Origin of the sequence: Frigidibacter sp. RF13, from assembly GCF_026626305.1 — a bacterium.
In the GTDB taxonomy this organism is placed as follows: Bacteria; Pseudomonadota; Alphaproteobacteria; order Rhodobacterales; family Rhodobacteraceae; genus TMP-24.
On sequence record NZ_JAPNUE010000011.1, the window covers coordinates 44,930 to 59,269 of the forward strand.

The following is a 14,340-nucleotide window of genomic DNA, read 5'->3' on the forward strand; positions in this document are numbered from 1 at the left end:
CGCTGTCGTACATGGGCCATCAGATAGGCCTTTTGGAACAGAATTTCACCTGTCCGCAGCTAGTTTCGCCGAAAAGAGGACGGAGTTTCGCACCTCACCGCACAGATCGCCAAATGTCCCGCTTCCCAGCGAGCGATCGAGGCAGCTGGACCTGTTTGATCTCGCCGCGCCGGGATGCTAATATTTGATCAAATTATCCGGCAAGAGGATAGCCGGACCGGAAAAAGGGAACCAGGATGATCGAGAAACGCGAGTTCTATATCAACGGTGCATGGGTGAAACCCAGTGAGGCGCGCGACTGGCAGGTCATCGACCCATCGACCGAAGAGCCCTGCGCGGTAATCTCTCTCGGCTCCGCGGCGGATGCCGACCACGCGGTCGCGGCGGCGAAGGCGGCTTTCCCGGCCTGGTCGGCGACGCCGCCCGCCAAGCGGCGCGAGATCGTTGCCCGGATCCTCGACCAATACGAGGCGCGCAAGGAAGAATTCGCCCATGCGATTTCGATGGAGATGGGCGCGCCGATCGACTTTGCGCTGAACGAGCAGGCCTCTTGCCTGCCCTGGCATACGAAGAACTTCCTGCGGGCGTTCGACAAGCTGGAATGGATCAAGCCGCTCGGCGACCATGCGCCGGGCGCGATGATTGCGCTGGAGCCGATTGGGGTCGTGGGCCTGATCACGCCTTGGAATTGGCCGGTCAACCAGATCGCGCTGAAGGCCATTCCGGCGATGCTGGCGGGCTGCACCTGCGTTCTGAAACCGTCCGAGGAAAGCCCGCTGAACGCGATGATGTTCGCCGAATTCTGCCATGACGCGGGCGTGCCGCCCGGGGTCTTCAACCTGGTGAACGGTGACGGGATGGGCGTCGGCAGCCGCCTTTCGGAACATCCCGATGTCGAGATGATTTCCTTCACCGGCTCGACCCGCGCGGGCAAGGCGATTTCCAAGGCAGCGGCCGAAAGCCTGAAGCGCGTGACGCTGGAACTGGGCGGCAAGGGCGCGAACCTGCTGTTCGCCGACGCCGACGACAAGGCGATCGAACGGTCGGTCAAGCGGATGATGGACAACACCGGACAGTCCTGCAATGCGCCCTCGCGCCTGCTGGTCGAACGCCCGGTCTATGAGGCGACCGTTTCGAAGGCCGCCGCACTGGCCGACGCCATCAAGGTCGGCCCGGCCAGCCAGCATGGCAACCATGTCGGCCCGGTGGTCAACAAGCGCCAGTGGGAACAGATCCAGGGCTATATCCAGAAGGGCATCGACGAGGGTGCGCGGCTGGTCGCGGGCGGTCCGGGTCTGCCCGAGGGGTTCAACCGGGGCTTCTATGTGAAGCCCACGATCTTTGCCGACGTGACGCCCGGCATGACCATCGAGCGCGAGGAAATCTTCGGGCCCGTCCTGTCGATCATCCCGTTCGAGACCGAGGAAGAGGCGGTGAAGATCGCCAACGACACGCCTTACGGCCTGACGAATTACGTCCAGACGACCGACGGCGCCCGGGCGAACCGGCTGGCCCGGACGCTGAAATCCGGCATGGTCGAGATGAACGGCAAGCCGCGCGGGGCGGGGGCGCCGTTCGGTGGCGTCAAAGCCTCGGGCCGGGCACGCGAGGGCGGCCATTGGGGGCTTGAGGAGTTCCTGGAGGTCAAGGCAATCTCGGGCTGGGATTCTGCGGTCGACATGGCGGCCGAATGATCGGCCCGCGGACCAGAGACTGAAAACGACAAGCGGGGCCGGCAATCTGTCGGCCCTGTTGCTTTCGCGGGCGGCCACAGGGGCATAGCATCTTCGGGGTATCGGGGAGGAAGCGATGACCGAAGCAGTTGCAAGAACACGTCATGGCGGGCGCGAGGCGCGGCGGCGGGAACGGTCTTCGACGGACCACACCCACCTGCACCGGCCCTATATCACCCGCAACATTCCGACCTACGACATTCTGGGCGAGGAAAGCCTGCAGGCGATCGAACGCGCGGCGGACCGCATTCTGGCCGAGGTCGGCATCGATTTCCGCGACGACCCCGAGGCGCTGGATCTGTGGAAGAAGGCCGGTGCAAAGATCGAGGACCTGCGCGTCCGGTTCGAACCGGGCATGCTGCGCGAAATCCTGAAATCCGCGCCCGCTGTATTTACCCAACATGCCCGCAACCCCGCGAATTCCGTGCAGGTCGGCGGCAAGGGCGTGGTCTTTGCACCCGCCTATGGCTCGCCCTTCGTGATGGACCTTGACCGCGGGCGGCGGTTCGGGACGCTGCAGGATTTCCAGAACTTCATCAAGCTCGCGCAATCCTCGCCCTGGTTCCATCATTCCGGCGGCACGATTTGCGAACCGACTGACGTGCCGGTGAACAAGCGCCATCTGGATATGGTCTATTCCCACATCCGCTATTCCGACCGCTGCTTCATGGGCTCGGTCACGGCAGAGGAGCGCAGCGAGGATTCGATCGAGATGTGCCGGATCCTCTTCGGCGCCGACTTCGTCGACCGCAATTGCGTGATCCTAGGCAATGTGAACGTCAACTCGCCGCTCGTCTGGGACGGGACGATGACGAAGAGCTTGCGCGCCTATGCTCGCGCCAATCAGGCGGCGGTCGTGGTGCCCTTCATCCTCGGCGGCGCGATGGGGCCGGTCACGAACGCGGGCGCGATTGCCCAGGCAGTGGCCGAGACGATGGTGGGTTGCGCGCTGACGCAGCTGGAACGGAAAGGCGCGCCGGTCGTTTTCGGGAACTTCCTGTCCTCGACGCAGTTGAAGACCGGCTCGCCCACCTTCGGCACGCCGGAACCGGCGATCGGCTCGATGGTCATCGGCCAGATCGCCCGGCGGCTGAACCTGCCCTTGCGCTGTTCGGGCAATTTCTCGACGTCGAAGCTGCCGGATGCGCAGGCGATGACCGAGGGCACGATGTCGATGCTCGCCGCCGTCCATTGCGGGGCGAACTTCATCCTGCATTCGGCCGGCTTCCTCGACGGGCTGCTCAGCATGTCCTACGAGAAGTTCATGCTGGATGCCGACCTTTGCGGCGCGCTCCATACCTATCTGGACGGCGTGAAGATCGACGAAAACCAACTCGCGGAAAGTGCGTTTGACGAAGTCGGACCGGGCAACCATTTCTTCGGTTCAGCCCATACGCTGGCCAACTACGAAACCGCCTACTGGGATAGCGAGACGGCCGACAATTCACCCTTCGAACAGTGGGAGCTGGCAGGCTCGGTCGATGCCGCGACGCGGGCGAACAAGCTGTGGAAGGAACGGCTGCGCGATTACGAGGCGCCGCCCTTGGACGCAGGCACCGACGCGGCGCTGCAGGATTTCATCGAACGCAAGAAGGCCGGGATGGCGGATGCCTGGTACTAGCATGACGCACGCGCGCCTGCTTTCGCCCATCAGCCTTCGCTGCCAGACGCTGCGCAACCGCATCGTCTTCGGCGCCCATACCGCGAACATGTCCGACATGGGCCTGCCGGGGCCGCGCTTTGGCGGCTACCTCTTGGAACGCGCGCTGGGCGGGGCCGCGATGATCGTGGCCGAACCGGTGCCCGCGCATAGGACTGGCGTCCTCACGCGCGGCAACTACCTGCACGAGACGGACGCGATCATCCCGCATTTCCGCAAGATCACCGAGCCGGTGAAAGAGGCGGGCGCGGTCATTCTGCAGCAGATCTACCATGTCGGTGCACATGGCGATTCCGACCTGTCGTTCCAGCCGCACTGGTCGCCCTCGGGCGGGCCGTCCTATCACGACAGCGACGGTAGCCACCGGATGACCGAGGCCGAGATCGAAGAGCTGCTTGACGCCCATGCCGCCGCCGCCCGGCGCGCGAAAGAGGGCGGCTTTCAGGGGGTCGAGGTCTGGGCCGCCTACCATTCGCTGATCGACCAGTTCTGGACCCCCTGGTCGAACGACCGCGACGACCGCTGGGGTGGGTCCTTGGAAAACCGCACCCGCTTCTCGCGGCTCCTCATCGAACGCATCCGCCGCGACTGCGGCGAGGATTTCATCATAGGCCTCGCCGTCAGCCATTCGACCGCCTATCCGGTCATGCTGTCGGGCGACGACCTATGCGAGGTGGTCGCGCTGCATGACGCCACTGGCCATGTCGACTATGTGACGGTGGGCTACGGATCCTACCTCGATTTCGAAGGGATCATCCCGGCCTTCACCGAAGGTGAAAAGCTGACGACCCCCTTCACGCGCCAACTGAAGGCCGCGCTTCGCCACGCCAAGGTCACGTCCGAGGCGGGCATCCGCACGCCGGAGAATGCCGAGACGATCATCGCCAGCGGCGAGGCCGACATGGTGTCGATCGTGCGCGGCCAGATCGCCGACCCGCATCTGGCACGGAAGACCATGGAGGGACGGGCCGACGACATCCGGGGCTGCATCTCGTGCAACCAGATGTGCTGGGGCCGCCGGTCGCGCGACTACTGGATTTCCTGCCTGATCAATCCGTCCGTGGGCCGCGAATGGGAATGGGGCGGTGACCGGTTCACGCCCGCCGCGACGCCGCGCGACGTGCTGGTCGTTGGCGCGGGCCCGGCGGGGCTAGAGGCTGCGCGTGCGGCCGCCGAGCGTGGCCACCGGGTGGAGATCCATGAGGCCGCGCCACAAATCGGCGGCCAGTTCCGGCTGGCGGGCCTGCAGCCCCGCCGCGCGCAGATCCTCGACCTGATGGACTGGTACGAACGCCAGTTCGCGCGCCTGGGCGTCACGCTCCGGCTAAACAGCTTCCTGGACGCGGACGAAATTGCCGCCCACCCTGCCGACAGGGTGATCCTGGCCACCGGTTCGCTGCCCGATCCGAACGGCTTCCAGCGCTGGCTGCCACATCTTCCCCGCCTGCCGGGGATCGACCTTGGCCATGTCTGGTCGCCCGAAGAGGTGATGCGGCGCGAGGCGCGGCTGGGCCAGACCGTGATCCTTTACGACGAAGGCTCGAACTGGCGCGGCGTCGGCACGGCCTGGGCGATGGCCGAACAGGGCAAAGAGGTGGTGATCGTCACACCCGAACCCTTTGTGGGCCGCGAGGTTGCCCGCACCTCGGCCGACGGCGCCGCCCGCCGCAAACTCGCCCGCCTTGGCGCCCGCTTCATGACCGAACATTGCATTGCCGCCTGGCACGGCAATGGCGCGACGGTGCGCAACCTGCTGACAGGCGAGGAACAGGTGATCGAAGCGTCCGATCTGGTGATGACGACAACCAACCGCTCTTTCGATCCATTCCCCGAGACTTTCGCCGGCAAAAACACCCACCGTATCGGTGACTGCGCCGCCCCGCGCCTCGCGGCTTACGCGTTCCACGAAGGCCGCAAGGTCGCGCTGTCGATCTAATGTTCCATTCCCGGGGTCGGTGCAGCCCGCAGGCGGGGCGCGGCAAAGTCGATGAATGTGCGCAGCTTCAGCGGCAACACGCCCTGGCCGGAATAGACCAGTTGCACCGGCGCCGGGGGCGGGGCGTGGTCCTTCAGAACCTCTACCAACTGCCCCGCCCGTTCCGCTGCCGCGATCTGGTAAGACAGGACCCGCGTCAGTCCCAGCCCCGCCACAGCGGCGTCGATCGCCGCCTCCGCCGTGTTGACCAGCAACCGCGGCCGGACTGTGACCCTTTGCTCGCGGCCATCCGTAGCGAACTGCCATTGCACCGCGTCGATGCCGCTAAAGGCGACGCAGTCATGGCGGGCGACCTCCTCCGGCCGCTCCGGCCTGCCGCGCGCTGTCAGATAGGCGGGGCTCGCGCAGACGATCCGGCGAATCTCGCCTAGCCTTAGCGCCTTCATGCTGCTGTCAGGCAGATTGCCGATGCGAAGCGCGAGGTCGATATGGTCATCGGTCAGATGCAGCACGCGGTCGGCGAGCGTCAGGCGCACGCTGATGTCGGGATAGGCCAGAAGGAAATCGCTGACGACCGGCAGCACATGCAGGCGGCCGAAGACAACGGGCGCGGTGATCGTCAAGAGGCCCTTCGGCGCCACATATTCACCCGCGACCGCGCGTTCGGCCTCGGCAAGATCTTCAAGGATGCGGCGGCTGGCGGCGACATAGGATGCGCCCGCTTCCGTCAACTGGACCTGACGGTTGGTGCGGATCAGAAGCTGGGCACCAATCTGGGCTTCCAGTTCCGCCACCCTGCGGCTGACGGTTGCGAGGGGCAGCCGCAGTGCCCGGCTTGCGCCTGACAGGCTGCCGGCATCAACCGCGGCGACAAGGACGGCCATCGCATCGAAACGGTCCAAGTTCAGATTCCCGAATTCTGGAAGGATGGATCCAGACTTTTCCGGATACCTCTCGATTTTCGGAAATACTACCTTCCGCGCGTCGCTGTCACAACCCGTTCGGAACCGAAAAATCATGTCCCGCCCGCCGCTGCCGCCCTTCACTGCCGAAACCGCCGCCCAGAAGGCCCGCATGGCCGAGGATGCCTGGAATTCTCGCGATCCCGCCCGGGTGGCGCTGGCCTATACCGAGGATAGCCGCTGGCGGAACCGGGCAGAATTCGTCACCGGCCGGGCCGAGATTGAGGCCTTCTTGACCCGCAAATGGGCGCGCGAGCTGGAGTATCGGCTGATCAAGGAGGTCTGGGCGTTTGCCGGCAACCGGATCGCCGCGCGCTTTGCCTATGAATGGCGCGACGATGCGGGAAACTGGTTTCGGAGTTACGGCAACGAGAATTGGGAGTTCGACGAAGAGGGCCTGATGCGCACGCGCCATGCCAGCATCAATGACCTTCCGATCCGGGCCGAGGACCGCAAGTTCCACTGGCCGCAAGGCCGCCGCCCCGATGACCATCTCGGCCTGAGTGACCTTGGCCTGTGAGGATCGCGCCATGACAACCGCACCCTCCAGCGACATCGCTTTCACCCCGACCGTCAAGGCGATCCAGTCCCGGAAAGGATCGCGTCGAGCCTATGCCCGCCAAGAAGAGGCAGGCGGGTTTCGTACAACGATCACCGAAGATCTGGTGGCTTTCGCGGCGGCACAGACGAGTTTCTTCCTCGCCACGGCCAATGCCGACGGCCAGCCCTATATCCAGCACCGTGGCGGCCCGGCTGGCTTCCTGAAGGTGCTGGACGATCACACGCTCGCCTTCGCGGACTTTGCCGGAAACCGCCAGTTCATCACGTCCGGAAACCTCGCCGACAATCCGCGCGCCTTCATCTTCCTGATCGACTATGCCCACCGCCGGCGGATCAAGATTTGGGGAAGGGCGCGGGTGGTGGAGGGCGATGACGACCTCATGGACCGGCTGATGCCCGAAGGCTACAAGGCGCGGCCCGAACAGGTGATCCTGTTCACGGTTGAGGCCTGGGATATCAACTGCCCTCAGCATATCCCGCAGCGGTTCGAGGCCGTCGATGTTGCCGCAGCGCTCGCAACCCGCGACGAACGAATCGCCGAACTCGAAGCCGAGGTGGCGCGGTTGAAGGTTCTTGCTACAGGTTGAACACCCGGCTCGGGTGAACCTCGCCGCCGCGATATTGGCCGACGGCGATGGGGCGGCCCTGATGGCTGACCCAGACCTCCTCGCCGAACTCGGCGCCGGTAATGACCTGACCGGGGTTGCCGTTCTTCAGCCGGACCGCGCCTTCGGCTGTGGCCCGTACCTCGGTCAGCCCGTCAAGCCCGACCTCAAGCGGCAATAGCCGCGCGTCCAGCACCTCGGTCCGGGCCAGCCGGTCGATCTCTTCAAGGCTGATCCCGTCCTTGGCCTCGAAGGGCCCCGACCATTCGCGGCGGAGCCACAGGACATGGCCAAGGCAGCCCAAAGCCTGACCAAGGTCGCGTGCGACCGAGCGGACATAGCCGCCCTTGCCGCAGACCATTTCCAGAAGGACCGTATCGGCATCCGGCCGCCCGGCGATCTCCAGCTTTTCAACCCAGAGCGGGCGGGCCGCCAGATCAAGCCGTTCGCCCTCGCGCGCCAGATCGTAGGCGCGTTCGCCCTCGACCTTCACGGCGGAAAACTGCGGCGGAACCTGCATGATCTCGCCCCGGAAGGCGCCGAGAGCTGCTTCGATCTCGGCGTCCGATGGCCGCTTGTCCGAGGTCGCAATGACGTCGCCCTCGGCGTCATCCGTGGTGGTCGCCGCGCCAAGCCGCACCGCGAACCGGTAGCATTTCAGCGCATCTGTCACATAAGGCACCGTCTTCGTCGCCTCGCCCAGAGCCACGGCCAGAACGCCGGTCGCCGCTGGGTCGAGCGTGCCCGCATGGCCCGCCTTCTTCGCTTCAAGCGCCCAGCGGACCTTGCCGACGACGGCGGTCGAGGTCACGCCCGCCGGTTTGTCGACGATGAGCCAGCCCGAAATGTCGCGTCCCGTCTTGCGTCCCATGTCACATCCGTCTGTTGGGCAGGTCAGTTCGACGGCACGACAAGGCCGATCATCGGCCCCATCGGCAGACCGAAATCGTCGCGCCCGAGGTCTGGTGCATAAAGCCGCGAGATGGTGCCGTCGAAGAAAAGCGCGTCGGGCAGGTTCAGCCCGTCGCGGAAGAAACGGGCAAAGCGATGGAAGTTCACCCGCTGGTCCGAGATCACGAAATAGGCCTGCCGCCCGTCGCGGCTAACGCCGACGCCGTTGCGGATGTTGACCGAAGGCGAGGCAGCCACGAATTTCGGGTGGATCGCGCCGGAAAGGACCAGCATCGGTCCGGATTGGCTGGCGTAAAGGCACGCGGGCCGCGCGGCATCGAACGCCAGCGTCTCGATCACAGCGAAACCGTCAGCGGTCACGCAAAAAACACCGTTCGGATGCAGGCCGAAATTTCCGGGTCCGGGCTTGCGCTGCAGGGGCGCCTGTTCCTGACCTTGTTCGACATAATATCCAACTGGACGGCGGTCGTCGTGATACATGCCCGCGTTCATGGCAAAGGCGAGCCGCTTGCCCTCGGAGGCCAACTGCGCCTGTACCGCGCCGAAAGTGCCCAGCGGTCGGCCGTCGGGGCCATTGAGGAACAGCCGCAGGTCCTCGCCCGCCGCCGCCTCGCAAACGGTGTAGCTGGCTTCCTCGAACTCCATGTCCCGGCAGTCGCCGCCGTACGCGGGAAGAGCGAAGAAGCTGAGGCCGAAAAGCGCTGCGGCCCTAGTCCAGCTCTTCATCTTCCGGTCCATCCGTCCGGGCGATGTCGCGCTGCACGCGTTCGTCGGAAAAGAGCCTGCGCGTTTCGTCGAGACGGTCGAAGGTCTGGTCGATCATGAAGCGCAGTTCAGGTGCGAATTTCAGCGTCATCTCGCGTGATACAAGACGGCGCAATTCCGTCCGGTTGCGGTTCAGCGCGACAAGCGCCGCATCCGCGTCGTGACCGCCGAGCGGCAGCACGAAGGCGGTCGCGATCTTGAGGTCGGGCGAGGTGCGCACCTCGCCCACGGTTATTGAAAAGCGATTGAGGTCGGGATCATGCACATCGCCACGCGCCAAGACCTGCGCCAGCGTGTGGCGGATCAGCTCGCCCACGCGCAGCTGGCGTTGCGAGGGGCCGGACCCCGAAGAGAAGCGCTTTTGTGCCATGGGCCCCATGTAGGCCAATCGCCCGGCACCCGCAACGGGGCTTTGCCAAGGCCGCCCCGAGCGGCTAAGCAATGCCCAAGCCTGCAAGGAGTGCCGCCCATGTCCGTTTCGCCCCCGCTTCCCGGCATCGTGATCACCGGCGTCTCGGGGCGCATGGGCCAGATGCTGGTGCGCGAGATCCTGCGCTCCGACAAAGCACGGCTCGCGGGCGCCGTCGAGCGGGAAGGCCACGGATGGGTGGGCATGGACCTTGGCCAGGCGATGGGTGGGGCAACGCTCGGCGTCACCGTCACCGACGACCCGCTTCAGGCTTTTGCCAAGGCGCATGCGGTGATCGACTTTACTGCGCCGGCGGCAACCGTCGAATTCGCGGCGCTGGCGGCACAGGCCCGCGCCGTGCATGTGATCGGCACGACCGGTCTTGAGGACGAGCATCTGAAGAAAATCGCCGCCGCCGCCCGTCATGCGGTGATCGTGCGGGCGGGCAACATGAGCCTTGGCGTGAACCTTCTGACCCGGCTGACGCAAAAGGTGGCGGCGGCTCTGGATGCCGACTGGGATATCGAAGTGGTCGAGGCCCATCACCGGATGAAGGTCGACGCGCCTTCAGGCACAGCGCTGATGCTGGCTGAAGCTGCTGCGGCGGGCCGGGGCATAACGCTTGCCGACCATCGCGTTAGCGGGCGCGACGGGATCACTGGCGCGCGCAAGCGTGGCGATATCGGCCTCTCGGCGATCCGGGGCGGCGACATCGTTGGAGAACATGATGTGATCTTCGCAGCTGACGGCGAGCGGATCGTGCTGCGCCACATCGCCACCGACCGCGCGATCTTTGCGCGCGGCGCGTTGAAAGCCGCGCTTTGGGGTCAGGACCGCAAGCCCGGACAGTATGACATGATGGATGTGTTGGGGCTCTGAACCGGCTATCCGTGCAAACGATACCAGGCGCCCCTTCGATCCCATCGTGCTCTCGTCGAGCGCTGCCAGCGAAAAGTGCACGCTGGGCAGCACGAGCGGCCCGACAGGCGGGGCCGCTCAGCGGGCGTACCAGTGGAGCGACACGCGCTGGCGGGTGAAGAAATCGCCCATCATGCCGAGGACGATCAGCGCGAGCGATACGATCAGTGCATATTCGACCGAAGAATTGCGCGGGATATAGTTGATGAAGACCGCCCCGCGCATCTGGTCGATGATGTGAAAGAGTGGGTTCCAGTTGAAAAGATAGAGATAGCCGAAGCCCAGGCTGTTACCGACCACCATCTTGCCTGACGCGAAGATGTTCACCCGTTGGACGATCATCAGAAGAGTCGGCGCGAGCTTCGGCGCCCAAGGCTTGATCGCCCGAAGTACCAGCCCGGTTCCGATACCGAACAGCCAGGCGAGCAGCAGCATGGTGAACACGAAGGCAGGATCGTCGATTTCGACCGGCTTGAAAGCGCAATGATAGCCGAAAAGGATCACTGTAGCGGTGACAACTTGCAGATAGAGCGAGCTGACGCAGGCCGCCGCAAGCGCGATCGCCGGATTCATCGGCGCATGCAGCATCATCGGTGATGTCGCCCCTTCCGATCCAAAGACCGAAGTCATGGTCTTCTTGTAGGTCACGTAGGACATCACACCGGTGATCAGGAAAACCAGAAAATCCCCACGCATGGAATTCGAACCATACCCCATCAGCGTCATCGTGGTGTAGAGAGCGAGGATCATCACCATGGTTTGCGAGAAATTCGACGCAAGCGAGAGCAGCGCGTTCGATCCGTTGCCGCGCAGCGAACGCACGGTGCAGTGGTAGATCAGGTCGAATGTTTCGAGCGTTGCCTCGAAAGAGCTTCTTGGCCGCCGTCCCTGACTGAACATTGTCTCTCGTTCCCGACTACCAGCGCGCTTCGCGGGCTTTGGCCGATAGTGATACCAAATTCTTGCCGTTTCCTTTGCGCCGGATCATAAGGACCGGACGCGCAGCATTCAATCTGGCCGGAAAAAGGGGCGATATTGTGGATTTCGAACGGCTTGCCTTCGTCATGAGGCGCCTCGCCCTAGAAGCGGGCGAGCGGATCATGGAAATATACGAGGCGCCGGATTTCGAGGTGCGGGCGAAATCTGACGCGAGCCCGGTCACGGCGGCGGACGAGGCTGCGGATGCGCTGATTTCCGAAGGGCTGGCAGAGGCTTTCCCCTCCATAGCGCTCGTGACCGAGGAACAGGCGACGAGCCATGGGCAATCGGTCTCGACTTTCCTTATCGTCGATCCCCTGGACGGCACAAAGGAGTTCGTCCAGCGGCGCGGCGATTTCACGGTGAATATCGCCTATGTCGAACAGGGCGTGCCCCTGCGCGGCGTGGTCTACGCCCCGGCCAAGGGACGGCTTTTCTATACGCTGGCCGACGGGCGGTCGGTTGAGGAAATCGGCCCATTCGACAAGGATCAGCCGGGCGAGACGAGGCCGATCGGCGTTTCGACCCCCGACAATCGCGGGCTGATGGTGGTGGCGTCGAAATCGCACCGCGATCAGGCGACCGACGACTATATCGCGCGCTATGCGGTGGCCGACATGACAAGTGCCGGGTCGTCCCTGAAATTCTGCCTTGTCGCCACCGGCGAGGCAGATCTCTACCCCCGACTTGGGCGGACGATGGAATGGGACACGGCGGCGGGCGACGCCGTCTTGCGTGGCGCTGGTGGCGAGATGGTGCGGTTCGACGATCATTCCCCCTTTGCTTACGGCAAGCCTGGTTTTGAAAACCCCTTCTTCATCGCCTATGCCCCGGGCGTTCTTCTGGTGAAATAGTGTCTGTCCTCATCGTCATCCCCGCCCGCTATGCCTCGACCCGCTATCCCGGCAAGCCGCTGGTCGAGCTGAAGGGCGCAAGCGGCGAGGCGCGCAGCCTTGTGCGCCGCAGCTGGGAAGCGGCGATGGCCGTCAAGGGCGTGGACCGGGTCGTGGTCGCGACAGATGACGAGCGTATCCGCGCCCATGCACAAGGGTTCGGCGCCGAGGTTGTGATGACCTCGGAGGCCTGTAGAAACGGAACCGAACGCTGCGCCGAAGCGCAGGCGGTGCTCGGATGGAAATACGATATCGTCGTGAACCTGCAGGGCGACGCGCCGCTGACGCCTGCCTGGTTTGTCGAGGATCTGGTGGCGGGCCTCAAGGCCGACCGCGGCGCTGATGTGGCGACGCCGGTCCTGCGATGCGACGGGCGTGCGCTGAACGGCTTTCTGGAAGACCGCCGCAATGGCCGCGTCGGTGGCACCACCGCCGTCTTCACCCGTGACCGCCGCGCGCTCTATTTCTCGAAGGAAGTCGTGCCCTTCACCTCGCGCAGCTATGCCGACAGCGAGCATACACCGGTCTTCCACCATGTCGGCGTCTATGCCTACCGTCCCGGGGCGCTGAGGGACTACGCGGGCTGGGACATGGGCCCCCTGGAAAATCTCGAAGGGCTGGAACAGCTCCGCTTCCTGGAACGCGGCCGCCAGATCCTCTGCGTCGAGGTCGAGGCGAAGGGCCGCCAGTTCTGGGAACTGAACAACCCCTCCGACGTCGCGCGGATCGAGGCGATGATGGCGGAGATGGGCATGGCATGACGGGCCGCGCGACCGTCAGCCTGATCATCGTCTCGCGCCACCGGCCCGATTGCCTGCATCGCTGCCTGACGGCGGTTTCGCTGCTGGACCATCCGGCCCTTGAAGTGCTGGTTGTTGCCGATCCCGCCAGCCTCGAGATTGCCGGGCGATTCCCCGTCAGAACCGTTGCTTTCGACGAACCGAATATCTCTGCCGCGCGCAACGCCGGGATCGTCGCGGCGGCGGGTGAGGTCGTGGCCTTCCTCGACGATGATGCGGTGCCCGAGCCTTTGTGGCTGGATCATCTGACCGCGCCCTTCGAGAACCCGCAGGTCGGTGCGGCGGGCGGCTTCGTTCTGGGCTGGAACGGACTGTCCTATGAATGGGCGGGCGGCACGGTTGACCGGCTGCTTCGAACCGCGCCGCTTGACTGCCCGGACACCGCAATCAGCCTTCACCCGGCCTCGGCGGGCAAGGCCATCGAGGTCAAGGGCGTGAACTGCGCCTATCGGCGGCAGACCATCGCCGCGCTGGGCGGCTTCGATCCGGCGTTGGCCTATTACCTCGACGAAACGGAGCTGAACCTGCGGCTCGCCTCAGAGGGCGCGCTTGTCGCCATGGTGCCGCAAGCGCGGGTGCAGCACCGCAAGGCGGACGGGCCGCGCAGACGCGCCGACCGGACGGTCACCTCGCTGTTCGACGTCGGCGCCAGCAGCGCGGTCACGCTCCGCCGCCACGGCGCGACCGACGACGAGATCGCCGTGGCGCGCACCGAGATGCTCGCACGGGAGGAGGAACGGGCCGCAGCCTACCGACGTGCGGGCCGCCTGTCCGCGGCAGAGGCCGAAGGGCTGCTTGCGACAGCGGCTGCGGGTTTCGCCGACGGTCTGACGCGCGCCCTTTCCCCGCTGCAGCCCCTGCCCGCCGCCGATCCCGGTGCCTTTCGCCCGGTTCCGCAACGGGATCGGCCACAGGTGATTCTCTCCGGGCGCCCCTGGCAGGCGCGGCAATTGCGGCGCGCGGCGCGGCAGCAGGCGGCCGACGGGGCGGTCGTGCAGCTTTATCTTTTCTCGCCCACCACGCTCTACCACCAACGCCGATTCTCGGACGGTTACTGGCAGCAGACTGGCGGGCTGTTTGGAAAATCTTCCAGAACTGACCGTTTTTTCCGCTTCTGGCGCTTCGCTTCCAGGCTTTTGCGCGAGGAAAGCCGTTTCCGGTCGGGATTCCGGAAAACCTGACTCCCCGGTTTCCGTATTTTCAACTAA

General features: G+C 64.9%; 14 protein-coding genes. 9 read left to right on the forward strand and 5 right to left on the reverse strand.

Annotated elements, in window-relative coordinates:
* Positions 1–236: 236 nt before the first annotated feature.
* The 3 genes from OU426_RS16085 to OU426_RS16095 all read left to right on the forward strand — a co-directional run bounded on the left by OU426_RS16085 (position 237) and on the right by OU426_RS16095 (position 5,329).
* Complete coding sequence (locus tag OU426_RS16085; protein WP_267635104.1) at positions 237–1,694, forward strand: aldehyde dehydrogenase family protein; 1,458 nt, start codon at positions 237–239, stop codon at positions 1,692–1,694.
* A gap of 115 nt (positions 1,695–1,809) precedes the next feature.
* The gene (locus tag OU426_RS16090; RefSeq protein ID WP_267635105.1) at positions 1,810–3,354 is read left to right on the forward strand and encodes a trimethylamine methyltransferase family protein; all 1,545 of its coding nucleotides are present in this window, start codon (positions 1,810–1,812) and stop codon (positions 3,352–3,354) included.
* A gap of 1 nt (position 3,355) precedes the next feature.
* Positions 3,356–5,329 (forward strand): oxidoreductase, encoded by a 1,974-nt coding sequence (locus OU426_RS16095; RefSeq protein WP_267635106.1) that lies wholly within the window; start codon positions 3,356–3,358, stop codon positions 5,327–5,329.
* Here OU426_RS16095 and OU426_RS16100 read toward each other — a convergent pair.
* The gene (locus tag OU426_RS16100) at positions 5,326–6,231 is read right to left on the reverse strand and encodes a LysR family transcriptional regulator (RefSeq protein WP_267635107.1); all 906 of its coding nucleotides are present in this window, start codon (positions 6,229–6,231) and stop codon (positions 5,326–5,328) included. The two genes, OU426_RS16095 and OU426_RS16100, sit on opposite strands and share 4 nt — an antisense overlap.
* Positions 6,232–6,346: 115 nt before the next feature.
* On the opposite strand from OU426_RS16100, the gene OU426_RS16105 reads away from it, so the two are divergent.
* Positions 6,347–6,811 carry a nuclear transport factor 2 family protein gene (locus OU426_RS16105; RefSeq protein WP_267635108.1) on the forward strand — a complete coding sequence of 155 codons (465 nt, stop codon included), beginning with the start codon at positions 6,347–6,349 and terminating at the stop codon, positions 6,809–6,811.
* Positions 6,812–6,821: 10 nt separating this feature from the next.
* A complete protein-coding gene (locus tag OU426_RS16110; RefSeq protein ID WP_267635109.1) occupies positions 6,822–7,439 on the forward strand; it encodes a pyridoxamine 5'-phosphate oxidase family protein in 618 nt (205 codons plus the stop codon).
* Here the strand turns inward: OU426_RS16110 and truB are convergent.
* The 3 genes from truB to rbfA are packed head-to-tail and all read right to left on the reverse strand — an operon-like array spanning position 7,429 to position 9,504.
* On the reverse strand, positions 7,429–8,328 hold the full coding sequence (truB, locus tag OU426_RS16115) for a tRNA pseudouridine(55) synthase TruB (protein WP_267635110.1): 900 nt from the start codon (positions 8,326–8,328) through the stop codon (positions 7,429–7,431). The two genes, OU426_RS16110 and truB, sit on opposite strands and share 11 nt — an antisense overlap.
* 23 nt (positions 8,329–8,351) lie before the next feature.
* A complete protein-coding gene (locus tag OU426_RS16120) occupies positions 8,352–9,095 on the reverse strand; it encodes a phosphodiester glycosidase family protein (RefSeq protein WP_420712608.1) in 744 nt (247 codons plus the stop codon).
* Positions 9,079–9,504: a 30S ribosome-binding factor RbfA gene (gene rbfA, locus OU426_RS16125; RefSeq protein WP_267635111.1), complete on the reverse strand. Its 426-nt coding sequence runs from the start codon at positions 9,502–9,504 to the stop codon at positions 9,079–9,081. The genes OU426_RS16120 and rbfA overlap by 17 nt, the downstream gene beginning before the upstream one ends.
* A gap of 99 nt (positions 9,505–9,603) precedes the next feature.
* Between rbfA and dapB the strand changes: the two genes are divergently transcribed.
* Positions 9,604–10,422 carry a 4-hydroxy-tetrahydrodipicolinate reductase gene (gene dapB, locus OU426_RS16130; protein WP_267635112.1) on the forward strand — a complete coding sequence of 273 codons (819 nt, stop codon included), beginning with the start codon at positions 9,604–9,606 and terminating at the stop codon, positions 10,420–10,422.
* Positions 10,423–10,539: 117 nt separating this feature from the next.
* Here the strand turns inward: dapB and OU426_RS16135 are convergent, their stop codons facing one another.
* Positions 10,540–11,361: an ABC transporter permease gene (locus tag OU426_RS16135; protein ID WP_267635113.1), complete on the reverse strand. Its 822-nt coding sequence runs from the start codon at positions 11,359–11,361 to the stop codon at positions 10,540–10,542.
* 137 nt (positions 11,362–11,498) lie between these two features.
* Between OU426_RS16135 and cysQ the strand changes: the two genes are divergently transcribed.
* Genes cysQ through OU426_RS16150 form a run of 3 tightly spaced genes read left to right on the forward strand, consistent with a single transcriptional unit; the run spans position 11,499 to position 14,313 of the window.
* On the forward strand, positions 11,499–12,293 hold the full coding sequence (gene cysQ, locus OU426_RS16140) for a 3'(2'),5'-bisphosphate nucleotidase CysQ (protein ID WP_267635114.1): 795 nt from the start codon (positions 11,499–11,501) through the stop codon (positions 12,291–12,293).
* Positions 12,293–13,093 carry a 3-deoxy-manno-octulosonate cytidylyltransferase gene (locus tag OU426_RS16145; protein WP_267635115.1) on the forward strand — a complete coding sequence of 267 codons (801 nt, stop codon included), beginning with the start codon at positions 12,293–12,295 and terminating at the stop codon, positions 13,091–13,093. Before cysQ ends, OU426_RS16145 begins: the two co-directional genes overlap by 1 nt.
* Positions 13,090–14,313 carry a glycosyltransferase family 2 protein gene (locus tag OU426_RS16150; RefSeq protein ID WP_267635116.1) on the forward strand — a complete coding sequence of 408 codons (1,224 nt, stop codon included), beginning with the start codon at positions 13,090–13,092 and terminating at the stop codon, positions 14,311–14,313. The genes OU426_RS16145 and OU426_RS16150 overlap by 4 nt, the downstream gene beginning before the upstream one ends.
* Positions 14,314–14,340: the final 27 nt, after the last annotated feature.